Source organism: Nocardia arthritidis NBRC 100137 (assembly GCF_001612765.1).
GTDB classification, from domain to species: Bacteria; Actinomycetota; Actinomycetes; order Mycobacteriales; family Mycobacteriaceae; genus Nocardia; species Nocardia arthritidis.
Genome location: NZ_BDBB01000009.1, coordinates 80774 through 105382, shown reverse-complemented (window position 1 = coordinate 105382; position 24609 = coordinate 80774). Strand labels below are relative to the sequence as shown.

Sequence of the window (24609 nt, the reverse complement as noted above, 5' to 3'; positions counted from 1 at the left end):
TGCACCCCGGCTAGATGCGGTGGGTCGTATACAAAGCAGTCCTTGAGGGTTGGATCGCCAGCTGTTCGTAGGTGTAGTCATGGTAGCGTTCGACGCTGTTTATGACGTGGCGAGCAAATCGCTCTGGGCTGCTGATCTGACGCAGGTAATTGGGGATAGTGTCACCATACTTTTGAATAATCTGACTTGCGTAGTCCACTCGCAAGGCTCGATGAGACAATGCCGTGGCCAAACGGTCCCGATCAGCAAGTGGCGTATCAGGTAGATAGGCGCCGACTAATTCCGCCGCTTGGTCGGTAGTCAAATCGCCAACTTCAATGCGATCTACCTCGCTCGCAAACGTCTCGGGCGGTGGATCGCGAGAGATGACCGTGACGTGGGATACAAACGGCGACGGCTGAGGTTCAAGTAGTTCCGGAAATGCATCGTGATGGTAGTTATCCACGATGACATGGGCGGGTGCAGACGGCATTCGTAGCAGCTTGGCAAATCGGCCAGTGGTGGGATCGTGATCCCGCCGAAGCGGCGAGTCGGAGTCCACAATCACGCTAGACATGTCGTGCTGCATCCCGTCGAGCTTGAACTCGTTCCTCCCGTCACAAAAGAGCAGATTTCGATTGACACCTGTAATCCAAGCAGCCATATCGCTATTCTCCTCTAGAACTCGTGCGACGGCGACCGTCTTTCCTGCACCTAGCGGTCCGTCTACCCATGTGATAGCTGAGCTACCGTACACGGCGTCTTGTATTTCTTGGTGCAGTTCTGGGCGATCAATAATATGCCCTCGCTGTGGCGGATAACTATTTGAGTCTTTTGGTAGATCGTACGAGATAGACATACTTCATGCCCGATTATGAATCATTCGACGGATTTGTCAACATCCTTGATACCTAGCGCTCTGCGGTGTCAAGGATTTGAGGCGACGACACGTTGAAGTGTCACAAGGTTCAGGCGGACGATTTAGAGGCTCGACCAGGGCGCAAGTTGCCACTTGTCAACCGCAGTCGGTCCTTTGAAAACTCCACAGAGTGAACCTCATAGAGCCCATTCGGGAACCCATCCATGAATTATGTAAGGAGGTGCCCCATCCGTGGGTACCAAAATGACCCCCGAAACCACCGGCCTGAATATGGCCGAGTCGCTGTACCCGGTCGTTCCGGATAGTGATGACGTGAAGGTGGCGAGCGAAATCTTCGCCTTCGCCCATTCCCGTCTCAAGGAGCTGCGCCGGGATCTGGATTCGGTCCTGGCCGAATGCGAAGAAGTGGCCCCCTTCGCGGTGAGCCATACGAAGCGCCTGGGCGAACTCCTCACCAAAGCGCACATCGGCTGGTTCGTTCACTGGCCGCACGAGTAGATCCAACTTTCAAGCCGTTCCGGGTGGGCATCAGGCTCGTCGCCTGGTGTCCACCCCATCCCCACCGTTTGTATTTCCGAAGGAACCCATGTCTCCACCCGCCAGCAGGCGCAGGCATCGCCTGCACCGCAATATCAGCGGCCTTGTCGCCAGCGCCGCCACCCTGGCCGCTACATTCGGCATCACCGCCTGTGCCTCCGACACCACTCCCGTATCCACCCCGGTCGTGATCGTGGCTCCATCCACCTCGGCCGAACCTCTCCCGACGATCCCCAAACCCCTTGAGTCAGAACTCGTCCCCTACGCCGAACAGGCGAAGAACCCCGGCGATGCCCTCGTCCGCATCGTCACTTCGGTCGACGGTCCGGTTATCGAGAGGGACTTGACGCCCCTGCGCGGCAAGGACGTCGAACACGGTAGTGCCAAGGATCGCAAGATCCGCGAGAACATCGAAGCCCTGAAACAGGATCTCGCCAACGTTCAGGCCACGGCGCCGGGTTTGGAGCTGGTTCGCCTCATGGACCGTGCCAGCCAATACCCCCGCGCCCGGATGTTGGTGCTGAGCAGCGGGGCAAGTACCGAACCGCCCGTCGATCTGGACGTTCGGGGCCTGAGCTTCAATCCCGCAGACATCGCCGAATCCATCCATCGCCAGGGGCTTTTGAACCTGACCGGCCACCATGTCACCTTCGTCGGCCTCGGCATAACCGGAGGCAGCGTGCAGCCTCGGCTGCCTGCCTACGGGCGTCGGTTGCTGGAAGACCTGTGGATGCAGATCTGCGAGAAGGCTGGTGCCGATCGCTGCGACATCGCCGAATCCGAACCTATGGCGGCACCACCGCGGGCGTCCCTGCCCGTCCCGCTCGTGCCGGTACCCGCTGCCTACACCGATCCGGCTACCGGCTGCGTGCGTCACCAGCAGTTCAGTGACTCCGAACTGCGGTTCGCCCCGGATAGCGCCGTATTGCCCGTATCGGCGGATGACGTGCTGCGCCCCCTGGTCGAGTCCGCGAGCCGCTGCGAGGTGCGCCAAGTGGAGGTAGTCGGGCACATCGCCTGCACGGCACTCGATGGCCACGACAGCAGCAACCTATCGGGCCGGCGGGCCGATGCTGTGGCAGCACGCCTGGTTGCCCTGGGCCTACCACCCAGCCTGCTGGGCACCGTGGTGGGCCGCGGGGCAAGTGAGCCAGTCATCCCGAATTTGACGCCCAGTGGTCGTTTCATCGAATCGGCGGCCGTGCTGAACCGGCGGGTGGAAGTGACGCTGTGGCAGTGACGAGCAGTGCTCGGATTTCACCGTGAGCATCGCTGTATTCGGTTGCGCCACAGGGCTTATTGCTGGGCCACGCGCCACCGCCGCTGCCGAACCGCAGCACTTTCCCTCCGCTTCTGCCTCCTCCCCGCAAACACCGAAGGAGTCCTCATGTCCCGTGTCTTGAACCGGCGACCCCGGCCAACACCCAGAGCGCCCAGTTCGTCACCGCCATCCCCGGCCTACACGCCGCCGCAGGTATCCAAAGCGGACGTGCGGACCGCAGTGCGCGGCCGGTCGTTGTCCCGCCGTAAGGCTGCCCCGATCGTGTGGGCGCTGTTCCGGGAACAGATGCGCATCGCCAAGTCCCGCTCGGCCGACCGTCTGAGCTACGGGGAGGCCGAAGTCACCAGTGAGGGTGTCCAGGCCGCTACGAAGATTCGGGATGAGGGTGTGGCCCAGCTCGGAAAGCTCACCCAGCAGGCAGTGCAATTGCGGGGCAATATCGCGCTGGTGGAGGCCGACATGGCCCGTTTGCGATCGCGAGCTTTGACGGGTGTCCATGACGAGCTGCTGACGACCGCGGAGGGCGAACAACGCCAGTCCGCCGTGGATGCTCAAGTCAGGAAGGAAACCGGCACGGGCAGCCTGAAACACCGGCGGGTGCCGAAGGCGATGCGCTTGGCCGCGCTGCTGGTGCCGATCATCGACCTGCCGGTATTCACGTTGTTCGCCGGGGACATGTTCAACGTGGCGTGGGATCAGGTGGCCGAAGGACGGTCGTTGCTGCCCGCCATCACATCTGTTGTCTTCGGACTGCTCGCCACCGCGGGCTTGGCTCTGGCGCTGCATTTCGTGGGGTTCGACCTGCGCGGTACCAAGGATGCTCAGGGGCAGCCGACCGTGCCGAAGGGGCGAGGCGGCCTGGTGCCCCGGCTGCTGATCGCCTCCGCCGCGGTGATCAGCATCGGCGCCAGCGTGGTCATGGGCTTTCGGGTGATCCGGGAATCATTGGCCGCCGAGGTTGGGGTGCCTGGTGCGGTGATCCTGGGCCTGTTCTTCGGCTGCGTGGTGGCCGTCCTGAATCTCGTTGTGGCCGTGACGGTGTTCCGCGACGGCTCGGTGCTGACCGACGAACTGTCGCACCTGACACGGCAGCTGCGACGGGTGCGGAAACAGCGGCAGCAGCTGGAACGGAAGCGGGATGGACTCGTGAACCGGATTGATCTGCTCATCGCTGAGGGACAGCAGCTGCGGACACTGACGCTGCTTAGGATGGCCCGGCCCATTGCCGGGGCGGACCAGCTGCGCGCTATCGCCCGCAGCCTGCACCAGGGGTGCGGTTGGGGCGTGGAATTCCCTCTGGTGGGGCGGGATTCGTTCGGCCTGTTCCCACCCGCCACCCTGGTAGATACGTCGGTGCTGGATGAGCTGGTGGCCCGCCTCGAAGGGTTGGCTATGCGGCGGGATGCGGCCGAGGCCGGCGACGGCCGGGCATCGGCGAGCACGGACTCGGCCACGACGAACGGCCAGAGGCAGCCTGTAAGCACGGTCGTGGTGAAGGACCAGAGCACGGCTGGCAATACCACCGACGCCGCGGTGTAATCAGGCCCCTAACTTATCCCATTCCTATGCAATTCCTGCGGTGGTGCCGCCTGCGTAAAAACAGCCAGCAGCGGCACAACCGCACCCATCACTCATGAGGCGTCATGCCTGAAAAGGAGGGACTTATGGAGAGCAAGCCGTTCGATCCGAACAATAAAGGAAAGCAGCAGCCCTGGCCCTGGGAAGCCGCCGATAGAATACTGGCCGACGACCACCCCATCGTGGCAAGGCATCTGGCAGATTCGACGGTCCGAAAGATCACCACGACGTTGCGCGAGTTGGTGGATATGGCCGAAGTACACGAACAGATGGCACCGGAAACGGCAGGTCGCGTCTGGGAGCTGGCCACCATCGTCAGTGGCGAACTGGTGGCATGGGTGCGGCGGTGGCGACCGTGAGCGGCCACGAGCAGCCGGGACTCATCGACCGCCTGGTCGGTGCGTGCCTGAAGGTGCTGGGGGCGGCGATTGCGCTATACGTGGCGGTCTACCTCGTGCAGACGATCTTGTGGCCGCTGATCCTGATCATTGGCGGTGGCCTACTGGCCTGGCTGGTGGTTGTTGTGATTCGGACACTGCGTGAACGCTGGTAGCCGATGTTCTAAAGCCTGTAGTCGTACTGTTCGCTTCGGTGTTGCGAAATTCTCTCATTTAATTGTCAGTTAATTTCTCATCCACATAGTGGAATAGAGCAGCAGTGACAGGCAGGGTGGGCGCGATCCGCGCCATTGCTCGTCATGGCTGCAAATAATCAAAGGTAATTTGTAGAAGGGGTGAAGTATGTCGAAGAACAACAAATTCAACTACCGGCGGCCGGAAAAGGGACGTAACCGGCCGAATCGGCCGACAGGCCGGGAGCGCCGCATCACGGTGCGCAGTGTCCGAAAGACGACACCGGACCTTCGCCTGCTGGGGCGAGCCGCGATTGCAGCGGCGCTGGCGGATGCGTCGGCTGATGAAGCCATCGAGCCGACCGGCACGACGGAGGCATCACCCACTGAACCCGACACCACCTCTTCCGCCCCGGCAACTCAGCAGGAGATTGCCGATGACGAATGAGCAGCTTCCTCTACCAATGACACCGACGACTGTGGTGTGGCAGTACGTGTTCTGGCCGAGTCCGCTGAGCGAGGCTTCGGTTGCGGGACTACTGCGGCATTGGGCCGCCCAGCACCATCGCCCGAAAGTGATCGTCGAAGCCCGCGCCGATCAGAAGGGCATCCGCTACCTGATCGGCACCCAGCGCCGCTACGCCGAGACGCTGCGCCACAGCATCGAGCAGTTGGTACCTGGCAGCATGGTGACCGGCGCACCGCAGGAGGGCCGTCTACCGGTTCGGGCCTCGCGGAGATTGGGGCTATCCGCCACGGACTGGCCACTGGAAGCAGCCGACCGGCTTGCTGCCGAACGTTCAATTCTGTCCGCCCTCACGGCGGTGGCCGTGGGTGAGGAGCTGGTTATCCAGCTCGTGTTGGGGCACGGCCGCCAGCCTTCGCTGCCATCGACGGAACGCCACGACACTAGCCAAAGCGTGCTATCGAAGGTGCTCATCGGCATCCAGTCAGATGACCGTCCAGGCGCGACCCAGGCGGCAACACGCAAGCTGGGGCAGCACGGTTTCTCCGCGACGGTACGGATCGGGGTGTCGGCGCCTGCGGCCGGCCGTCGAAAATCCCTGCTGCTGAACCTCGCATCAGCCCTGGCAACGGTCAACTCCTCCGGGGTGCAGCTGCGTCTCCAAACCGACTCGGCCGACCGCTTGAACCGTCCGCGAACATCCTTCTGGTCATCGTTCGTCCCCGCCCCGCATCTGAGCGTCCCGGAAATCACGCTGCTGGTGGCCTGGCCGATCCGGGAAAAGGACGATGTCTCGCTACCGGGTGTGTCGTCGTCGCATCCCCGCCCGATTCGACCGACCGCGGCAGTGCAGAGCGGGGAGCGGATTATCGCCTTGGCCAACGCGCCTGGCTCGACCGGCACGATCGGCTACAACACGGTTGACGCCCTTCGTCACACCTGGGTGACTGGTCCCACCGGCACCGGCAAGTCGGTGCTGCTCCTCAATTTGATCTTGTCAGACCTACTCGCCGGGCTACCGGTCGTGGTGATCGAGCCGAAAGATCTCATCAACGATCTGCTGGCACGGATTCCGGAATCACGACGGGATGACGTGGTGATCGTTGACCCACTCAGTGACGCGCCGGTCGGATTGAATCCGCTGGATCGTTCACCCGGCAGCGGCCGGGAGCACCTGTCGCCGGATGTCATCGCGGACAGCATGTTCGGCACCTTCCATTCTCTTTACGGCGAATCGCTCGGTCCACGTAGTGCCGACATTCTGCGAAACGCTTTGAAAGTGTTGGTGCGTCGGCCGGACGCCAGCCTGATCATGCTGCCCTTGATCCTGACCACACCCAGTTTCCGGCGTCCACTGGTGCAGGCCGCAGTGCGCGAAGATCCGTTTGCCAGCGGACCGTTTTGGCAGTGGTACGAAGGCATGACTCCCGAAGCTGCGGCCAATGTGGTTGCCCCACTGAGCAACAAGATTCGCCCCTTACTGGATCGGCATTTGCGGGCGGTACTGGCGCAGCAGCGACCCCGTTTCAACGTCCGCCAAGTGCTGAACGAAAGGAAAATCCTGCTGGTACCGCTCCAAAAGGGCGTTATCGGACCAGCGGCGCAACTGCTCGCGGCCGTCGTGCTCTACGACCTCTGGCAGGCGATCTTGGAGCGCGTCAGCCTGCCCGAAGGACTGCGGACCCCGGTGATGATCTACATCGACGAGGTGCAGGAATTCCTAAATCTGCCAACGGATCTCGATGAAGCGTTAGCTTTGTCCCGCAGCCTGCGGGCCGGGTTCCACTTGGCGCACCAGTATGAAAAACAGCTGCCAGCGCAGATGCTGAATGCCTTCCGAAACAACGCGAGAAACCGTGTCGCCTTCGCGCTGAATGCCGAGGATGCGAAGGCAGCGGCAGCCGGGCAATCCGTCGTCACACCGGAGGATTTCACGGCCCTGCCCGCGCACCACATCTATGCCCGACTTGTCCGCCAGAACACCATGCAACCGTGGGTTTCCGGTGTAACGCAGGCTCCACCGCCGGAAACGGGAAGTGCCGAGGAGATCCGCCGCCTCAGCCGTGAACGCTACGGCCGACCGATCGAAGAGATCGAAGCCGGATTTTCGCGGCTACTAGATGACCTGGGCGCGGATGGCCGGGGCAATCGGACGCATCAGAGGCGGAGGCGATCATGACCGCATCCTGCCAATCCAGCGGAACCTGCCCGGCTGTTTCTGGGTGCGGGATGGACCCGGCCGCCGTCTGCCCGCTGCTGCGTCGTGATCATCTCGCTCACCACGTCGGTGATCACTTCGCGTTGTCTTCCAGCCGTGCATCCTCGCCGGTGGGTGGCGAATCGGTCCGCGTTCGTGCAACGACTGATGCTGGTTTTTCTTCATCATCCCCTCGTCCCCACGGCCCCGGCAGGCCGATTCGTATCCGTCGCGATGCGGCGGCGATCGGCGCGGCACTGAGCGAGCGGGACTGGGCGGTTCTGCGTTCTGTAGACGAGTACCGCTTCCTGACCGTCCGGCAATTGCACGATCTGCACTTCTACGAACTCAGCCCGAGTTCTGGACTACGCATCACCCAGCGGGCACTGGCCCGGCTACGACAGTGGCGAGTACTCGGCACCCTCGAACGGCGCATCGGCGGACTGCGGGCCGGATCGAGTGGCCTGGTGCACTACGTCGACGTCATTGGCGACAAGTTGCTGCGAACCGAATCCGGCCGGACCGCGCGGCGGCGCTACACCACACCGAGCCGAACCTTTCTCAATCACACACTGGCCGTGGCCGAAAGCCGCATCACGCTGCTGACGGCCCAACTCCACGGCACGTTGGAAGTGCTTCGGGCGGATGTGGAAACGGCGGCGTGGCGCACGTACCAGGGGCTCGGTGGCGCTCTGCTGACACTGCGGCCGGACCTGTACTTGGAAACCGCCGGATCGGTGGGCGGCGAGTTGGTGAGTACCTGGTTCCTGGAGCGCGACATGGGCAGCGAGAGCATCCCGACGCTGGTCAAGAAATCTCGGGAATACGAGAACTACCGCAGCACCGGCGTCGAGCAAGAACAGAGCGGCGGTTCTTTTCCTCTGATCGTCTGGTGCATGACCGCAGCCCGCGCCCTCACGGCCGAACAGCGGCGAAACGAACTACGCGACCGAATCGAACGGGACAGCCGTCTGCCCGCCGAATTGTTCCGCATCATCTCGCCAGACCAACTCATCGAACTCATTCAGAAAGGGGGCGACCTGTGAACCACGAGCACATGACCCAGACCGAGAAGATCACACCGCAGCGGTTCAAAACGCTGCTCCTGGACCCGCCATGGCCGACGAATCAGCGCGGCGATTGGGGAGCTGAACAGCACTACCCCCTGATGAGCCTGGAGCGCATCAAAGCGATGCCGATCGCCGACCTTGCCGAAGATGAGGCCAGCATATGGCTCTGGGTCACCAACTCGACGCTTCGTTACGGTTACGATCTCATCGAACACTGGGGCTTCACACCACGCGCACCACTCACCTGGATCAAGCCCCGGTTGGGACTGGGTCAATACCTGCGCAACATGACCGAACACCTGCTGTACGGCACCCGCGGGCGGGTCAAGGTGAACTTTCGAGGGCAACCGACGTGGATGTTCGCTGTCCAACAGGAGCATTCGAGGAAGCCCGAAGAAATGTACGCGGTGATCGAACGGATCTCCAGTGGCCCATACCTTGAACTGTTCGCTCGTCGCCCGTGGCCGGGCTGGCATGCGTGGGGTAACGAAATCGACTCGGACATAATAATTCCTGGATACCCCGTGCCCTCGGATCGGAAGTTTCGGCGAGGAGGGGCCGCGTGAACGGTTGCCTGCATACCATCCGCGCGGCGCCGCCATAGCCTCCCGCTTGGAGGAGTCTTTTCTCGTCGGTGGGCTGCGGCTGTCCTGTGAACGCAGACAGCGCTCACCAGTCGCACCAACCGAGGAGGTAGCTGCATGTCCATGCCGGACAATGACTCCACCCGCAAGACCATGGCGATCCGGGTAGACCCGGACATCCATGCGGAGCTGAGCCTGATCGCTCAACTTCGCGGCAAAACGCTCGCGGACGAACATCTGCAAGCGGTGCTTGATCACATCGAACGAGCACGGGAAGAAGCCGATCTCGCGGAGCGCGCCGAACAAGCTATTGCAGATATCGAGCGCGAGGCGGCAATCCGACGCCAGGCGATCGAACGCTTGCGTGGTCGGTCCTCGGCGGCACCCGCCGCCGAACCGACCGACCAAGGCAGCCAGCAACCGCCGGCCACGCCGTCACGGCGAAGCAAGCGGAGCGCTGATCCGTCGGACGGCTGAACCACTCGTGTGCGTCGCCCTTGATGGGCACGCCATGAGCTAACCGGTTCAGTCGCGCTGGGAAATCGGAGGTTCGACAGGTCGGCCGGGCGATCACCATCAACCGGCCACCTGTCGGCCTTCGAGCCCACCGAGATTATCCAACATGCAGAATATTTGCGATAAATGCATGTCACTCGCACGAATACATGTTGTTAAATTTTCGTAATCAATTGATTCTAAAAAGCTATGGAGCTAACATCTGGACAAATGCGGCGAATGGAAAAACCTGATTCGACGTATATGAAGGCTCTCGTATATTCAAGGACCACTTGCGGTCAACATGAATTAAGGAAGGGGAGAGAATGGGCAGAAAAATATTATCAGATACCATAAAAATTTCCGGAGCCGATGCCGAACTCGCCGTGCTGTACCTGCGTGTCTCTACCAAGGGGCAGATGGATACTGCTGTGGATATCGACCCTGATGGCAACTCGATTGCCACCCAGCGCGAGCTCGGGCTCCGCAAAGCGGGCAGCCTTGGCGCGCAGGTGATTAGGGAGCTCGTAGAACCCCACTCGGCGAAGAACGTCGATGATCGGAAGGTCTTCCGTGAAGCGCTCGCCTACCTGCACAGCCATCCCGAGATCAAGTACCTGATCGTGTACATGCGTTCACGGGCGTTCCGAAATCGGTTCGATGCGGCCATCGTGGAGGTGCAGCTCAAGAAGATTGGGGTGCGCATCGTCTCGGTTAAAGAAGACTTCGGCGAAGGGCCGCATGCTGTTGCTATGGAGGGCATGCTCGACATCATGAATGACCTGCAAAATACCTTGCAGGGTCTCGACGTCCAAACCAAAATGCAGCACAAAGCGATGAACGGCGGCACTATCGGACTAGCGAAGATCGGCTATCTCAACGTGCGAGCCGAATTCGAGGGAAGGCAGATCAACACGATCGCCCTCGACCCGGAACGAGCGCCGCTCATCCTGAAAGCATGGGAACTTTACGCCACTGGCGAATACACCATCGAACGGCTGGAAGCCACGATGGCCGACCTTGGTCTCACGACTCGCCCCACCAAACGATGGCCCGCCGGTACGCCGGTATCGTCCTCAAAGCTGCACCTGATGCTCAGCGATCCCTACTACGCCGGATTCGTCGTCTACAAAGGCGAACTCTACCCAGGACGCCACGAACCGATCGTCAGCCAGAAGCTGTTCGACACCGTCCAAGATGTCTTGAACGCCCGCAGCGCCAGGGGACAGCGTGACCGCATCCACAACCACTACCTCAAGGGCGGCTTGTTCTGCGACCGTTGCCACCGGCAACGACGAACATCGCGGCTCATCTTCAGCCAAGTCAGAGGCCGCAGCGGCCAGCGCTACACGTACTTCTTCTGCCGCGCCAGACAAGAAGGACTCTGCGATCTACCGCATCTCCGCACCGAACTGGTCGAGCACGCGATCATCGACCACTACCAGACCCTGCAACTGCCCTCCACCTTCGTCAGCGACGTTCGCCGCCTACTCGAAGAAGTCCTGGCCGACCAGCAGGCAAGCACCCGCGAACACCACGCTGCACTGACCAGGCAACTCAAAGCGATCGACGAGAAGGAAAACCGCCTGATCGACCTCGCTGCGGACGGCGGCATGCCCCAGGCCAAGATCCGGACCAAGCTGAATCGTCTGAAGCAGGATCGTGCCCGCGTGGAAGCTGGACTGGTCAACACCGGTGAGGAGCTATCCATCGGGGCCAACGTCCTACGCGACGCCCTTCACCTCATGGAAGATCCCCGGAAGCTCTACGCCACCGCCGCGAACACTGTCCGCCGTCACCTTAACCAAGCCTTCTACCAGCGCTTCTATCTTGATGATCTGGAAGTGGCCGACGATGAGAAAACTCCAGTTGCTGCCGGACTTCACGAAGCCACCCAGCTTCACCACGACATCACCCCGCCAAACGAAAAGAACCCCCGCTCAGCGGAGGCTCTCTCACGTTCTACCGAAGTGGGCTTACCCCCGGTGACCGGCGTTCGGCCGGTCACCGGTTTGAGTAAGGCCACTCTGGTCGGGCTGACAGGATTTGAACCTGCGACCACTTGACCCCCAGCTGTCCCCGGCTCCTGTTAGAGCACGTCACGCACGGTACGCGCACGGCGTAAAGACTTCCGATGCACTGGCTGTGCAGGGGCGTTCATAGCGTGTGGTCCCAAGTTGGTCCCAAGTACAGCTCGGACTACCTACAGTGTTCCGCGTTGCTAGATGGCAGGCCGAGCGGTCTTAAGAGCGTCGATCAGCCTTCCAAGAGCCGCATCGAACTTGGTCCGGCTTTTGTCGGCTCCGCGGAAATCCCCGACTACGCGCCGACCGATCCTCTCGGCAAGTGATGGATGAACTTTTTTCCAATCATTCAGAACGTAATCGTCCAGCATAATCGGCAGCAAGTACGTGGCGCCGCCGTCGCGGGACTCCCTGTCAAATGTTTCTTGTATTTCATGGAGAACACCGGGCCGATCCAGGGACGCCTGGGAGCAGATCAGAATAACTCGATCATGCTCTTTTAAGCGACGATAGATCTCATTGTCTATCCTTTCGCCGAGGGTGGCCGACGTCGGAAAGAAGAATACAATCGAACCGTGTGCTTTGAGGGATTCATAGAGCTTCGTGGCGAAAGCTTCATCGGGTCCGCCGTAGCTGATGAATGTACTTTGCATCAGACTCCTTAAGAATGGTTCGCTCAGCGCACGAGCGCAGTCGATCATATATTCAGCAAAAATGGGTGGGACTCCACATTCAAGCATGAATCTTTTTAAATTCATATGTCGATAAGATTTAACGACTGCACGCGAGTCAATATTGGAAGGGGATGAGTGCCTGAGTGACTCTGCATTACAAAATGGACCTAAGTCGAGTTGGGCTAAATTCGTAGCACTAAGCAACGCCCCAGTCAGCTGAGCATGCTCAAATTTGGCTTCCGTTAGGGTCGCATTACCTAAATTCACCTGCTTCATGTCCGCGTGGGTGCAGTCTGCCCTATTAAGCGACGCCCCTGTTAGGTCGCATCCCGCCATGTCGGCATCACGAAAAGATGCACCAATCAAATCGGTCGCATTCATTGAAGATTTCGCGAAACATGCGGCCTCTAGGTTAGCGCCTTTGAATTGCGTGTGAGTTAGTCGGGCACCAAAAAAATTGGCTCCACGAAGCTTGCAGCCAAAAAATCTCGCCCCTGTGAGATCTGCTCCAGAAAAGTTGGCGTCATCTATGGAAAAGTAACGGAAATCACGTACTCCGGCATCGTAGAGGTCGAGAACCTCAGGAGAAGTTTTTGGCCTATATCTCCTCGACAAAGCTCTCCTTAGCTAGTACCCAAGCTCTCTCGCCCTGCCTATCGGCAGATGGTCTCTCCCGTTACTTAGGTTGCGTGCGTCCGATCGTCGATTTCGTAGATGGGTCATCAGTCAGTCCCAAGCTTGCTTCTTCAAGAGGGGTGCAGAGATGGGGGCGTGGGCGCAGACGTCGGACAGCAAGGTCGGAGCGCTGTCCGCCACGCGCGTTTTTTGATGCATAGCCACCAACTGGTCAACGTCGAATTCACCTGCTGCGATCATCCCTACGCTGCCTAGCTTCTCCTGGTTAACTGACAGCTACATCACAGACCGCCCAGGGTGCTGAACGCGCCACCGTGGATGGCGGCTCTTCAAACGTAACGTCCGCACTCGACGTAACCACTCCCTCGACCCCCACTTTGTGGTCCCCCTTCTTGCGGTGTCCTACCCACCACTTCACGCTTACTTGACCTTACTGGCTCTCCCCTCACCCGACCCCGATTCTCTAGGAACAGCGAAGCCCTAGAGAATCGGGGTCGGGTGAGGGGAGAGCCCTGCGCCGAAGGTGCAGGTCAACGCGAGATCGAGACGAGCCAAATGGGATTGGACGGGATCAGTGCGTCCCGGGCCAATTCCGGGCCGATCCCGAGCCACTCCCGGGTCAACTCCGAGATGGACCGGCAGATTTCAGAAGCGAACGACTGCAACGGTTTTGTCATCGTGCCGCTTCGACCGGGGGCGCAGCAGTCCGTGTGGGTCTACTCTCGACTCCCATTCGGCGGCCTGCCGAAGTAGGTTCAACAGTGCGGAGTCGCCAGCTGCAGTTGCAACCTGCTGCCAGCCGAGGCCAACTGATTCAAGCCCGTCCACGGCCCCATCTGTCGCAAGAATCACCCACCGCAACGCCTGGGCATCGCACGTGAAGGTAACCGCGTGATGAGCCGCGAGCGGATCGGTTGAGGCGATCCAGTATCCGTCGGGCTCGTTTCGTTGCAGTTGCTCGGCTTGCTGCAGGGCACCGAGGATCGCCCGGTGTGTGTCGTCGTACCCGGAGCCCCGCCTTAGGCGCGATTTGTACTCATGGGATTCCGGCAGATCCAGCTGCCTCATCCTGTCGTCCGTGATAACCTGCTCGGTCCCATCCGAGCGGCCGACGACAACGGTTGAGTCCCCAAGCAGCAATAAATCAACCACATCGTCGTCGTATCGGTGCCGAGCGATAGCGACTGTGCAAGACGGAGACACTTTCGCCATTGCGGGAAGGCGAAGTGTCTCCACTGTCCGCCTTATAGCTTCCTCCAGTGCGGCATCCAGTGCCGTCGCGTGCGGTTCGGCCGTGAGGATGTCAATTAGCGCCGCGCCAAGGCACTCGGCGTACTGTCCACCCGTCGGTCCCTCGCTCGGTCGATGGGAAGTGGCGCCGTCCAACACAACGATGGCGTTAGCACTCACGTAGATGCGATCTTCGTTTGAAGGCCCCGGCAGCTGCGCCGATCTCAGCTCGAACCTGGTCTCCATGTCACCAAGGGTAAGGGCCCGCGATCAGGCGACTTGCCTCCACCGTGAAATCGTCGGTGAACTCGCACTGCACAACGCCGCTGACTGACTTGTCCTCGTTTCCCCTGAACAAGTCTGGTAGATGCTCGTCCAGCCAATGGGCCACCCCCAGGGAACCGACGCTTGTGATTCCCGCGACGTGGACCGCGACCCTTGATGCGTGGACGTGCCGAGCGAAGTACCCGACGTCGGAACGAACGGGCTTTGCACGACGATATGGGGAGTCGTACCGGGCGCCTCCTTTGGTGCTTTCATCTCTGATCCACCACCGCTGGTCCTCATCTTGGGCGAAGTCAAAGAATGGATCTTCATCGAGCAGTGCGCGAGCGACCGGCGCCGACTTCGGACCACAAATGACGACGACGTCACCGTCCGGAAGGTCCAGCTGCGTCGGCTCGATGGCGAACCGCGTTGAACTGAGCGAAAGCCGCCCGAGCGCAGATTCAACCGTTGCCTGCGTCGTCAAGTCGGTCGCGTCGAAGAACGGTCGCTCGCGCCCGTCCTCCATGCCGTACCGGCGAGGGATGCCGACTGAGACCGGCCCTACGCCAAAGAACGCTCTTTCCGCGGGCGGCGCGGTGTTCCTGATCTGCGTCACTCGACCTTTGGTGATGCCGAGCTCCGCGGCAATGTCTGTGTAGTTGAGACCGAGTTCTCGGTGCGCCTCGTCGATCGCGACGCGTCGTAGCCGAGCGAGCTCGACGGCGCGCTGTTGATAGATGGTCATCAACTCAGTCGCGCGCCGTCCCCGCCGAAGCGGGTTGGGGTCGCTCCGCACGGCGTCGAACTCGTCACCTTCGGCCATAGGCTGAGTTTAGGCCCTCTTGACTCGGGGCGGTGGCTGACCTACCCTCGGTTTACCCCTGCTAAACCGAGCCGACCAACTTGGCCAACGTGGTTTAGGGGGTGTAAATCAAACGGCCGAAGAGCCCCGGCGATTGCAGTCGCCGGGAACTCGGAGCCTCGCGGGTTGGCCCCCGCTCGGCTCGGTGCCTCAATCAGATTGGAGTCCTTGAAGCATGTCCAGTGTAAGTCGCGGACACCCTTCACCGAACGAGCGCTTGCGGGAAGCGATCTTCGATGCCGGGCTGTCGCCGATCGAGTTCGCCCGCAAGATCGGAGTCGAGCCGAAGACCGTCTATCGGTGGATCGCCAAGAACTGGCGGCCCTACCCCGCGCATCAGCGGGCGGCAGCTGCCGCGCTGCGGGTGCCGGAGAAGGATCTGTGGCCAGCACCGGCGCGGACCCGCAGCGAGTCGCCGAGACCCGAGCAGTCAGCGGAACCGGTGACCAACGAACGGTTGCGCGATGCGATCTTCGATGCCGGGATGACCTACGAGCAGTTGGCTGAGCAGGTCGAAGTCACCCCGAAGTCCGTCGAGCGGTGGATCACCAAGGGCCGGGTGCCCTACCCGAAGCATCAGCACGCGATCGCCGCGGCGCTGGGTGTTCCGAAGAAGGAGCTGTGGCCGGGCCCGCCCCCACCACGCGCCGAACTGCTGGCCCAGGAGCACTCGCAGACCTCCTCGGCCGAGCAGCAGCAACCAGCCACGCCAGCGGCCCCGGCTGACGGCACAACGATTCAGACGAACGCGCGGATGCGTGCGTTGATGAGCTGGGTCGACACCACCGCCCCGCTGAAGGAACACGACATCCACCCGCGGCTGCACGCTGAGCAAGCGCAGCGGCCCAAGCCGGTCGAGGTGCCGAACTACCGCCCTCAGTACCGAACCATGGAGGAGTACGACCGCCTGCGTGCGTCCTGGCGCAGCCGATGACGGCTCCATCTACGGAGCCGCAGCGCCGGTCTCGCAGTTTCGTTACAGCGAGACCGGTTCTGCCGCCACTCGTTACGAAACTCGCCAGCGGCAGGACTCAGGACGTCCGACGGCGTCCAGATATGCGGTCTTTATACCTGCGTGGCTCCGGTTCCGTTGCATTGCAACGTTTTCCACGTCTCTCCCAGCAGAAAGGGGGTCACCTGACATGAACCACAACAGAAGGGATCCCGCAGGCGGGCAACCGACCGACCGTGACCAACGCATCCGGGAACTACGCGACCTCGGAGCCACCTACCAGCAGATCACACGCCAGCTGCGCATCCCCGCCCGCAAGGTCGAAACAGTGCTCGGCGAAGCGACCACCCTCCACGAATCCGGATCCACCAGCAGGGAAATTGCCGAACGCATCGGGCTTCCACGCACGACGGTCCAGCGACTGTTTGCGGGTCAGTCTGGAAGGTCACTGTCGGCCCGCTCGACGGTTGCGGTGACGGGGTTGGTGGACATGTACGGCATGCAGATGGATGTGCTGGGCTGGTTCCTGGACCTGCCGCGTACCACGGTCTACAACCTGGTCGGACAGATGCGCAGAGACCGTCTTGTGCAGTCGACGCTGGTGGAGGTGCAGGCTGGGGCGAAGTGGGTGGTGCCGACCGGGGAGACCGCGGCGTCGTATCTGGGTTGGCGGCCGTACACGGTGTGGAAGCCGACAAACAACCATTGCGAGCACTATCGCGCGGTCGCTCAGGCCAGGGTCATGCTCAACGGCTCGGACCTGACCCACTGGGTCTCCGAACGCCGCTTGCGGCATGAGGCCGAAATGGAGCGGCGCCAGTCCCGTTCCCGCACTGCCACGGTCGGGCACATCCACGACGGCCGGTTCCTCGGCGTGGTGGACGGCACCTACGGGTGGTGGGCGATCGAGGTCGAGTTGAGCGCCAAAAGCGCCGCCAACATGGACAAGGCCCTGCGTGGGGCGATCTGGGCCGCCCGCGACGCACAACCCGGCCCCATGACCGGCGTGCTGTACCTGTTCCGGGGCCGCGAGGTGGAGAACACCATCACAGCCGCCGCCGAACGGCTCCCGGCCGCGCTCGACGACCTGGACATGCCCCTGGTCTTGCGGGACTTCGACCGCGAATGGAACCGCTTCCTCACCCACCGGAAAGCCCTGCGCACCGCCAAGACCACCGCGCCCGGCGCCATCGTCCCGACTCCTTCCAAGGACCTGTCATGACCCTCCACGCCCGCCATGACGGCGACTACTTCTACGCGACCGGCCGCGAGTCCCGCACCATCTACGCACTCGTGCAGCACCGCGCCATGCAACCGGATGTGCTGGCCGAGTTCCTCGGCACCGGCCGCAACCACGTCTACGAGATGCTCACCCGGTTGCGCGCCGGCGGAATGGTGCACCCACTGACGAAGGTCCACACCGGCCCGAAATGGATCGTGCCGACCCGCGCGGCCGTGGCCCGCGTATTCGGCCACCCGATGCCGGACTGGCAGCCCTCCCGTTTGTGGTCTGCCCGCGGCCGCGCCGTCGCCAAAGTCCGGATCGCGTTGGGCGCGACCGGGTTCTACGACTGGCGCTCGGAACGGGAACTGCGCTACGACACCGAATACCGTGGTGCGTTCCCCTACGACGGGCAGCTGATCCTCGGCGGTGCAACGGTCGCGGTCAAGGTCGACGTCGGCAACTCGACCACGCCGAGCAAACTCGCCGAAACGCTGGTGCGCACCATCCGCACCGCCACCGACCTGTGTGACGGGCTGCTGTACGTGTGCACCGGAGACGCCGAACCGGACACCGTGCTGCGCACCATCGACGAACTCACCCGCAACGGCGTCCTCGACAGCGGTGCACTGACCGTCGCTGCCGTCGACTACGACGACCTCACCGACCCGGATATCCCGGTCCTCACCCCGTGGGGTGTCGCATGACCGAACCACTACGCACCATCCCTGTGACAGCACGCGAGACGGTGCGCACCGGACGTGACAGCAGGCGACACAGCGGTGCACAGCAGGCGACGGCCGCCGACACCGCCAATCCATTTCCGGAGATGGCCAGGTCACAGACCCATGCGGCAGGGACGAGCGTGACCACCGGCCAGCAGAAACCAGCCGCAGTCGCGGCCGACCCGACCAACCGAGACACATCAAGCGACGTGTGCACCGGGTGCGACACCGTGTGCACCGCGCGACGCACCGGTTGCGACGGCGGTGCGCACCAGGCGACACCCGCTGGTGCGCCATGCAACACCGTGCGCACCGGATGTGACAGCAACGCACCGGACGCACCACCCAGCCTCACGCAACGCACCACCACTCGAACCACAGCACCACACCGAAACGGAGACATTGCCATGACCACCGACCGCTATCTCCAGGCCGCCGACCTCGAAGGGCTCACCGGCATCCCTGCCGCAACCTGGCGCTACTGGGCACACAAAGGCGTCGGCCCGGCCAGCTTCAAACTCGGGCGCCGCCGTGTGTACCGGCAGAGTGTCATCGAGGCATGGATTGCCGAGCAGGAGGCTCAGACGCAGACCGGGGGAGCGGCGTAGCCATGAACGATGACGAGCAGGTTCGAGATCTTCAAGAGTCGGCTTGGTACACAACCGAAGAGGTGGCGGTGTTTCTTCGCGTGGATGCATCGAGCCTGCGTCGCTGGCGCACCGCTCGCCCGCCGCAAGGCCCTCCGTTCGTTGTGGTCTCCGATCGGGTCATCCGCTACAGCGGTGCCGACCTGATGGCCTATCTGAAGAACAAGCGCATCGATCCGGCGGCGGCGTGATGGACGGCCGAGTACAGGTGATCCCGCTCGGGGTCTCGATCCGCGGTGACATCGAGTTCCGTGGGAAGGCTGGCGCGCACCGGGCGCGTGTCCGTTGGACCGACCCGGCGACGAAGCGGCGCGCCTCCAAGTCGGAGTCCTTCAGCACACGGGAGGAAGCGGAGGCTTGGATCGAACGTATCGAGCAGGCCACCGCTCGCGGTGTCGACCCGAAGACCGCGACGGCCACGCTCGCGGAGTACGGAAAGACGCACTGGGACACCGCGATGCGCGGCGTGGAGCCCAAGACGCTCGATCCGTACCGCGCGGGCTGGCGGCTCCGGATCGTGCCGACGCTCGGGCACCTGCCAGTCACGATGATGACGACGGGCCTCGCTGATCGGGCTGTGTCGGTCTGGATCGCGGACGGGTGCGGCCAGTCCACCATTAAGAACACGCTCGCCGCACTGGCGCGGGTTTTGAACCAGGCCGTCCGAGATGAGGTCATCGACCGTAACCGCGTCGACGTGACGGGATGGCAACACCAGCTCGCTCGGCACGAGGACGAACTCGACAATCCCCGGGCGTTGGCACTGCCGGACTGGGCGACGCTACAACAGCTCGCTATGGCACTGGTCGGCGCGTCGGCCGGGAGGTATCAGGGATGGGGCGACGCGGTGGTGTTCGCCGCGTGCACGGCGACCCGAATCGGTGAGGTCTCCGGGTGCCGGGTGCGCGACATCGACAGTGATCAGTGGGTGTGGACGTTGCGGCGCCAGACCACTCCGGGCCCTGGCGGAATGCTGGACAAGGGCACGAAAGGCAAACGGGCGCGCACGATTCCGCTCATCGCGGAGATACAGCCGGTGATCTTGCGCCGGATCAACGCCGCTCGCGCTCGCGTGAACTCTGACCGTGCTCTGCGGGACGCCAGCGAGGACGACCGGCGAGAAGCGTTGATGAACGCGCGGCTGTTCGTGGGGCCGCGTGGCGGCCGGATCTCGACCGGCGTCCTGCGGAAGGCGACGCACTGGGATGAGGTCGTCGCGCAGCTGGGCTACGAACATCTCCGGCGGCACGATTTGCGGCACACCGGGCTCACTTGGTTCGCCGACGCGGGCGTTCCACTGCACCGGTTGCAGCGGATCGCCGGACACACCGATCCACGGATCACCCAGCGATACCTGCACCCGGACCTGGAAGCGCTCCAGGAGGATGGGAACAAGCTGTCACAGCACCTACAGGGCGGTTCTGGTCCCAAAGTGGTCCCAAGTCTCCGGATAGCCCGATAGCAGAAAACCCCTTCCGATGCTGGTCGGAAGGGGTTTTCTTCTGTCGGGCTGACAGGATTTGAACCTGCGACCACTTGACCCCCAGTCAAGTGCGCTACCAAACTGCGCCACAGCCCGTTGCGCCCGCTGTGCGGGCGCTCGAAGAGATTACCGCACGAGGCCGGAGCGGTGCTAATCGCCTGGTCAGAGGGGGCGTGGGGTAGTGGAGGACGGGTGTGTTCTCAACGGTAGTCGTTCACGTGGTGGACCGCCCACTGGGCGAAGGTGCGGGCGGGTGTGCCGGTGATCGACTGCGAAGTGGGGCCGACCGGGCTCGGCTCCGTTCCGGCGTGTGCCCACATATCGAGGACTGGGCGGTAGTAGACGTCGGCTGCTTCCTCGTAACTCAGCTCGATCAGTTCGATCGGCTCGCCCAGGGCGTCGGAGATGGCGGCGACCTGCTGGCGATGCGACAGGGATTCGGGGCCGGTGAGCGGGTAGATCTTGCCCGCGTGGGACGGGTCGTCGAGGGCGGTGACGGCTGCGGCGGCGATATCGTCTTCGTGGATCGGCGTCAGTTGCAGGCCCGGGAATGGGACGCGGACGACGCGGTCGGCTCTGATGGTGGGAAACCAGGTGCGGGCGTTGGCGGCGAAGGCGCCCGGCCGGAGGACGGTCAACGGCAGGCCGGATGCGCGCAGCGGGTTCTCCACCGCGAGATGGCGTGCACCGATGGGATTGTGCCCGTTCGCCGCCGCGATGGAGGACAGCAGCACGATGTGGGCGACTCCGGCGGTCTTCGCGGCGTCGATGAAGTTGTCGATGCCCTCGGCGGCGGCGTAGCAGAAGACTTTCTCGATACCCGCAAGGGCGGTGGCGACCGATCCTGGGTCGCTCGGGTCGAGCCCGACGAGTTCGACACCGTCCGGCACGGTGGTGTCTGCGGGGCGAGAACTGGCCGCCCGCACCGGTTTTCCGGCCGCGCGCAGTTGATCGACGACAGCTCGGCCGACGATGCCGCGAACGCCGGTGACGAGGTAGGTCATAAGGTCTCTCCTTCGGAACGGGAATCGGTGAGATGGGTCAGGATGCGGCGCAACTGTTCGCCGTAGCGTCGCTCGAATTCCGTGGTCCGGGCTTCCATGCCGAACAGCTCACGCACCTGGACCGGTAGCAGCAGAGGGGCGATGACCATGCCCATCACCGCGAGCTGGAAGGCGGCCGGGTCGAGGTCGGCGGCAATCTCACCGCGCTCCTGACGGCGTCTGGTCTCGGCGAGATCGCTCTCCGAGATCGGCTGCTCACCCGACGGCGCGGCATCGGATAATCCTTGCCACATGAGCAGCCGGATGCCGCGCGGATCGCGTAGCCCGTCGCGCAGATAGTTCGTGACCACCTCCGCCAGCGGCAGCGCCGGATCGCTGAAGGTGGCCTCGCGCTCCAGCCAGCTCTGCTGGAGCGCTCGGTACAACCCTTCCTTCCCGCCGAAGTAGTAGGTGATCAACTGCTTGTTGACGCCGGCCCGCTCGGCGATGTCGCCGACCCGGGCCCCCGCATAACCTTTCGCGGCGAACTCGTCCAAGGCTGCCTCGAGCAGGCAGCGTTTGGTGCGTTCGGCGTCGCGAACGCGATGGGCGGGATCCGGGGTGCGATGAGTCGGCACCTGCCCCAGAGTAGTCCTTATTTTACATATGGCTAATTGTTTTAGACAGATGAAAAGTAGTGGGGTGGTCCGCAGTGCAACAGACCACCCTCACGTCCGACTCAAAGAAGACTCAGGGGCGGGGACTCCGGAAAGGTGACCGGGACCGTAGCCGGTGCGCGGTGGAAGGAGCTCGGGAGCCATGTCATTTCCGCAGCTGGGATCGCCAGCCGGATTTCCGGCAGCGCATCCAGCAGTTGGTCGAGCGCCTCTTGGACGATGACCATGCCGACCGACTGTGCGGGGCAGGTGTGCGGGCCGGCGCCCCAGGCCAAGTGGGACCGGTTGCCCTGGCGGTCACCGGCCACCGCTGCGGGGTCGTTGTTGCACGCCGCCAAGCCGATCAGCACCGGTTGATGCTGCGGCAGCCACACATTCCCGACGATTTGCGGCTGAATCGGATATCTGACACAGGAATTGGCCGCGGGGGGATCGCTGAACAGCACCTCGTCGATCGCGTCGCGAGTGGACAGTGCTCCGCCGAGCAACTCACCGCCGAACCGCTCATCGGTCACCAGCAGCAGCACAGTGACCGCGATCAGATTCCATGTCGGTTCGGCGCCCGTCGTGTACAGCATGGCCATCTGATGGACGAGTTCGGTCTCGCTCAGCCGCGCCGGATGCTGTACCAGCCAGGAGGCCACGTCTCCCGCCGGTGCTGCCCGTTTGGCCGAGATCACCTCTAGCATCGCCGCGCTGAGCGTTCGATGCGCCGCTTCCGCCGACGCCGCGTCGACGGCGTCGCGCAGGCCCATCATCGCGGTGTACGCGTCGTCTCGGACCTCGGGCGGGAACCCCAGCACCTGCTCCAGTACCCGGACGGTGAGCGGGATCGCGTACTCGTTGAGCAGATCCGCCGATCCGGCCGCGCAGAAACCGTTGATCAGCGACACGGCGGTGCGTTCCACCGTGTCGCGCAGCGTGTGCAGATCGATCCGATCGAGGCCGGCGGTGACGGCGTTCCGGTAGCGGGCGTGCTCGTCTCCCGCCGTCCGTGACGCGTCCGGCCGCCACCGCATCACCCACGGCACCGGACACCGCGCCGGCACGCTTTGTTCCCACTCGCTCGGATCGGCCGAGAAACGCGCGGAGTCGGTGAGAACGTCCAACGCCGTGCGGTAATCGATGATCAATGTCGCGGGCACTTCCGGCGCTACCTCCACTGGGACGAGCGGGCCGTGGTCGCTGCGCATCCGCCGGTATGCCGCGTGGGGGTCGGCTGCGAACTCGTCGGAATACAGCTTCACCCGCGTGTACCGTAGCGATCGAAGGGCAAGGCGGGACATGGGGAGATAGTCAAAACAGGCTCCTTGGAAAGGGGTCCGAAATCGACGCCGGGATCCGCACGGCAGCTCTGGCGTAGGCGGTTCGGCTCTGGGCGAATAGCCGGGTCGGCTACCGAAGGAATGTGAGGGGGAGCGGCCGGTGACACGCGGGGGGTGAAAATAGTCGCGGGCCCGCCGGCCAGGCTATGGATCCTGGCGATCCGTGTGCCCGATGCCACCTCGACACGTTCGATCTCCCCTGCGTACGTCGCCGGCAACTGGCGCCACGATCCGGCTCGGCCGTCGAACCGACCGGTTCGCCAAAATTGTTCGATCGCAGCGTAATTCGACTAACGTGGGAAAGCATACTCAGCTCTGTCAGCGTTCGCAGCGCGAACTTTCCGAGGCGAGGACCCGGTGACCGTCCGGCAGAGGCAGCCGCACAACTGATCTCGCAGCGGGCGCGGCGGTAGGGAGCATGGTTCTCCTGCCCCGCTACCGCCCTACCGGGCGCCGCCCGGTCAGAGCCCGGTGATCTGCGTCCAGTCCTGAGCGAAACTGCCCTCGGGGATGACCCGGACATCCTGAATGTTGTTGTCGGCGTCGATCGAGTCGACGACCCCGCGCCCGGTGGACGCGCCGTAGAACAGAATGCGATCCGACATGACATTGCCATTCCTTGCTGTGAAATATGCGTCGACTGATCGCCGGTCGAACATGCGCGGATCGGCGCGTTCGAACTTTCGAGTCGGTGGTCACCGGCGTGACATTCTCGCCGAGCGATCAGCGGGCGTCACCGCGCTGTCGACGCGACATACCGGTTACCGGCGAGGCGCGGCGAAAGTCGATGCGCCTTGTCAAGCTGACCATTTCCGCGATAGGAGGGCGTGCGTAGTGAACTACTCGCTTCAGGTGCCGAGCTTGGGACGGTGTCTCATCACGCGCGCGGATGCCCGCACCGACCGCGCGGACCAGGCGTGTGGCGAATCCGCGGCCACGGAATTCCGCGTCGGTGCACACGGCGCTGATCTCGGTCCAGCCGGGCGGACGCAAGCGTTCCCCGGCCATCGCCACCAGTCGGCCGTCGGCCCGCAGGCCCAGGTAGTTACCCATCTCGATGGTTCGTGGCGCGTAGGGGCCGGGTTCGGGGCGGGCGTCGTAGCGCCCGATCCGTCCCACCCAGCGGGCGAACCGGCGGTGTTCGCCGCGCAACGACGCCCGCACCGGGGTCGTCCAGCGGGTGCGGCGAGATATCGACGTCGATGGTCGACTCCGTGGTCACCGCGCACTCTTCCACAACAGCGTCCGGCCCGAGAACGTCAG

26 protein-coding genes and 1 tRNA gene are annotated in these 24609 nt (G+C 63.0%); 17 read left to right on the top strand and 10 right to left on the bottom strand.

Annotation, left to right across the window (positions count from 1 at the left end; all coding sequences use genetic code 11):
• Window positions 1-10: 10 nt before the first annotated feature.
• Window positions 11-643 (bottom strand): hypothetical protein, encoded by a 633-nt coding sequence (locus NA8_RS33620; protein ID WP_157106609.1) that lies wholly within the window; start codon window positions 641-643, stop codon window positions 11-13.
• 459 nt (window positions 644-1102) lie between these two features.
• On the opposite strand from NA8_RS33620, the gene NA8_RS09205 reads away from it, so the two are divergent.
• The 11 genes from NA8_RS09205 (at window position 1103) to NA8_RS09160 (ending at window position 11705) form a co-directional block, all read left to right on the top strand.
• Window positions 1103-1357: a hypothetical protein gene (locus NA8_RS09205; protein WP_063049958.1), complete on the top strand. Its 255-nt coding sequence runs from the start codon at window positions 1103-1105 to the stop codon at window positions 1355-1357.
• Between the two features lie 88 nt (window positions 1358-1445).
• The gene (locus NA8_RS09200; protein ID WP_063049957.1) at window positions 1446-2636 is read left to right on the top strand and encodes an OmpA family protein; all 1191 of its coding nucleotides are present in this window, start codon (window positions 1446-1448) and stop codon (window positions 2634-2636) included.
• Between the two features lie 303 nt (window positions 2637-2939).
• Window positions 2940-4217 carry a hypothetical protein gene (locus NA8_RS09195; RefSeq protein ID WP_063049956.1) on the top strand — a complete coding sequence of 426 codons (1278 nt, stop codon included), beginning with the start codon at window positions 2940-2942 and terminating at the stop codon, window positions 4215-4217.
• 125 nt (window positions 4218-4342) lie between these two features.
• Complete coding sequence (locus NA8_RS09190) at window positions 4343-4615, top strand: hypothetical protein (protein WP_063049955.1); 273 nt, start codon at window positions 4343-4345, stop codon at window positions 4613-4615.
• Window positions 4612-4809: a hypothetical protein gene (locus NA8_RS09185; RefSeq protein WP_245663732.1), complete on the top strand. Its 198-nt coding sequence runs from the start codon at window positions 4612-4614 to the stop codon at window positions 4807-4809. Before NA8_RS09190 ends, NA8_RS09185 begins: the two co-directional genes overlap by 4 nt.
• 187 nt (window positions 4810-4996) lie before the next feature.
• Window positions 4997-5275: a hypothetical protein gene (locus tag NA8_RS33615; RefSeq protein ID WP_157106608.1), complete on the top strand. Its 279-nt coding sequence runs from the start codon at window positions 4997-4999 to the stop codon at window positions 5273-5275.
• Window positions 5265-7472: a type IV secretory system conjugative DNA transfer family protein gene (locus NA8_RS09180; RefSeq protein WP_063049953.1), complete on the top strand. Its 2208-nt coding sequence runs from the start codon at window positions 5265-5267 to the stop codon at window positions 7470-7472. Before NA8_RS33615 ends, NA8_RS09180 begins: the two co-directional genes overlap by 11 nt.
• A complete protein-coding gene (locus NA8_RS09175) occupies window positions 7469-8536 on the top strand; it encodes a replication-relaxation family protein (protein ID WP_084466640.1) in 1068 nt (355 codons plus the stop codon). The genes NA8_RS09180 and NA8_RS09175 overlap by 4 nt, the downstream gene beginning before the upstream one ends.
• Before the next feature lie 11 nt (window positions 8537-8547).
• On the top strand, window positions 8548-9126 hold the full coding sequence (locus NA8_RS09170; protein ID WP_063050058.1) for an MT-A70 family methyltransferase: 579 nt from the start codon (window positions 8548-8550) through the stop codon (window positions 9124-9126).
• 135 nt (window positions 9127-9261) lie between these two features.
• Window positions 9262-9621, top strand: a complete 360-nt coding sequence (locus NA8_RS09165) for a hypothetical protein (RefSeq protein WP_063049951.1) — start codon at window positions 9262-9264, stop codon at window positions 9619-9621.
• A gap of 344 nt (window positions 9622-9965) precedes the next feature.
• Complete coding sequence (locus NA8_RS09160; RefSeq protein ID WP_084466639.1) at window positions 9966-11705, top strand: recombinase family protein; 1740 nt, start codon at window positions 9966-9968, stop codon at window positions 11703-11705.
• Between the two features lie 155 nt (window positions 11706-11860).
• On the opposite strand, the gene NA8_RS32560 is transcribed toward NA8_RS09160, so the two are convergent.
• The 3 genes from NA8_RS32560 to NA8_RS09150 all read right to left on the bottom strand — a co-directional run bounded on the left by NA8_RS32560 (window position 11861) and on the right by NA8_RS09150 (window position 15293).
• Window positions 11861-12952, bottom strand: a complete 1092-nt coding sequence (locus NA8_RS32560) for a toll/interleukin-1 receptor domain-containing protein (protein ID WP_084466638.1) — start codon at window positions 12950-12952, stop codon at window positions 11861-11863.
• Window positions 12953-13618: 666 nt separating this feature from the next.
• Window positions 13619-14449, bottom strand: a complete 831-nt coding sequence (locus tag NA8_RS09155) for a protein phosphatase 2C domain-containing protein (protein ID WP_063049950.1) — start codon at window positions 14447-14449, stop codon at window positions 13619-13621.
• A gap of 1 nt (window position 14450) precedes the next feature.
• A complete protein-coding gene (locus NA8_RS09150) occupies window positions 14451-15293 on the bottom strand; it encodes a hypothetical protein (RefSeq protein ID WP_063049949.1) in 843 nt (280 codons plus the stop codon).
• A gap of 214 nt (window positions 15294-15507) precedes the next feature.
• Here NA8_RS09150 and NA8_RS09145 point away from each other — a divergent pair, with 214 nt between their 5' ends.
• From NA8_RS09145 to NA8_RS09120, 6 genes are all read left to right on the top strand, one after another.
• Window positions 15508-16266 (top strand): helix-turn-helix domain-containing protein, encoded by a 759-nt coding sequence (locus NA8_RS09145; protein ID WP_157106607.1) that lies wholly within the window; start codon window positions 15508-15510, stop codon window positions 16264-16266.
• 208 nt (window positions 16267-16474) lie between these two features.
• The gene (locus tag NA8_RS09140) at window positions 16475-17506 is read left to right on the top strand and encodes a hypothetical protein (protein WP_063049947.1); all 1032 of its coding nucleotides are present in this window, start codon (window positions 16475-16477) and stop codon (window positions 17504-17506) included.
• On the top strand, window positions 17503-18213 hold the full coding sequence (locus tag NA8_RS09135; protein WP_063049946.1) for a hypothetical protein: 711 nt from the start codon (window positions 17503-17505) through the stop codon (window positions 18211-18213). The genes NA8_RS09140 and NA8_RS09135 overlap by 4 nt, the downstream gene beginning before the upstream one ends.
• Window positions 18214-18638: 425 nt before the next feature.
• Window positions 18639-18839 (top strand): helix-turn-helix transcriptional regulator, encoded by a 201-nt coding sequence (locus tag NA8_RS09130; RefSeq protein WP_063049945.1) that lies wholly within the window; start codon window positions 18639-18641, stop codon window positions 18837-18839.
• A gap of 2 nt (window positions 18840-18841) precedes the next feature.
• Entirely contained in the window at window positions 18842-19069 is a 228-nt protein-coding gene (locus NA8_RS09125) for a helix-turn-helix domain-containing protein (protein ID WP_063049944.1), read from the top strand.
• Window positions 19069-20340 carry a site-specific integrase gene (locus tag NA8_RS09120; protein WP_063049943.1) on the top strand — a complete coding sequence of 424 codons (1272 nt, stop codon included), beginning with the start codon at window positions 19069-19071 and terminating at the stop codon, window positions 20338-20340. Before NA8_RS09125 ends, NA8_RS09120 begins: the two co-directional genes overlap by 1 nt.
• 43 nt (window positions 20341-20383) lie before the next feature.
• Here NA8_RS09120 and NA8_RS09115 read toward each other — a convergent pair.
• From NA8_RS09115 to NA8_RS32555, 6 genes are all read right to left on the bottom strand, one after another.
• Window positions 20384-20457 (bottom strand) — tRNA-Pro (locus NA8_RS09115).
• Window positions 20458-20561: 104 nt separating this feature from the next.
• Window positions 20562-21365: an SDR family oxidoreductase gene (locus NA8_RS09110; RefSeq protein WP_063049942.1), complete on the bottom strand. Its 804-nt coding sequence runs from the start codon at window positions 21363-21365 to the stop codon at window positions 20562-20564.
• Window positions 21362-21982 carry a TetR/AcrR family transcriptional regulator gene (locus NA8_RS09105; protein WP_063049941.1) on the bottom strand — a complete coding sequence of 207 codons (621 nt, stop codon included), beginning with the start codon at window positions 21980-21982 and terminating at the stop codon, window positions 21362-21364. The genes NA8_RS09110 and NA8_RS09105 overlap by 4 nt, the downstream gene beginning before the upstream one ends.
• Window positions 21983-22083: 101 nt before the next feature.
• Window positions 22084-23268, bottom strand: a complete 1185-nt coding sequence (locus NA8_RS09100) for a cytochrome P450 family protein (RefSeq protein WP_245663731.1) — start codon at window positions 23266-23268, stop codon at window positions 22084-22086.
• A gap of 539 nt (window positions 23269-23807) precedes the next feature.
• Window positions 23808-23951, bottom strand: coding sequence for a hypothetical protein (locus NA8_RS33610; RefSeq protein ID WP_157106606.1), 144 nt, complete (start codon window positions 23949-23951; stop codon window positions 23808-23810).
• Window positions 23952-24069: 118 nt separating this feature from the next.
• Complete coding sequence (locus tag NA8_RS32555; protein WP_245663730.1) at window positions 24070-24510, bottom strand: GNAT family N-acetyltransferase; 441 nt, start codon at window positions 24508-24510, stop codon at window positions 24070-24072.
• Between the last annotated feature and the right edge of the window lie 99 nt (window positions 24511-24609).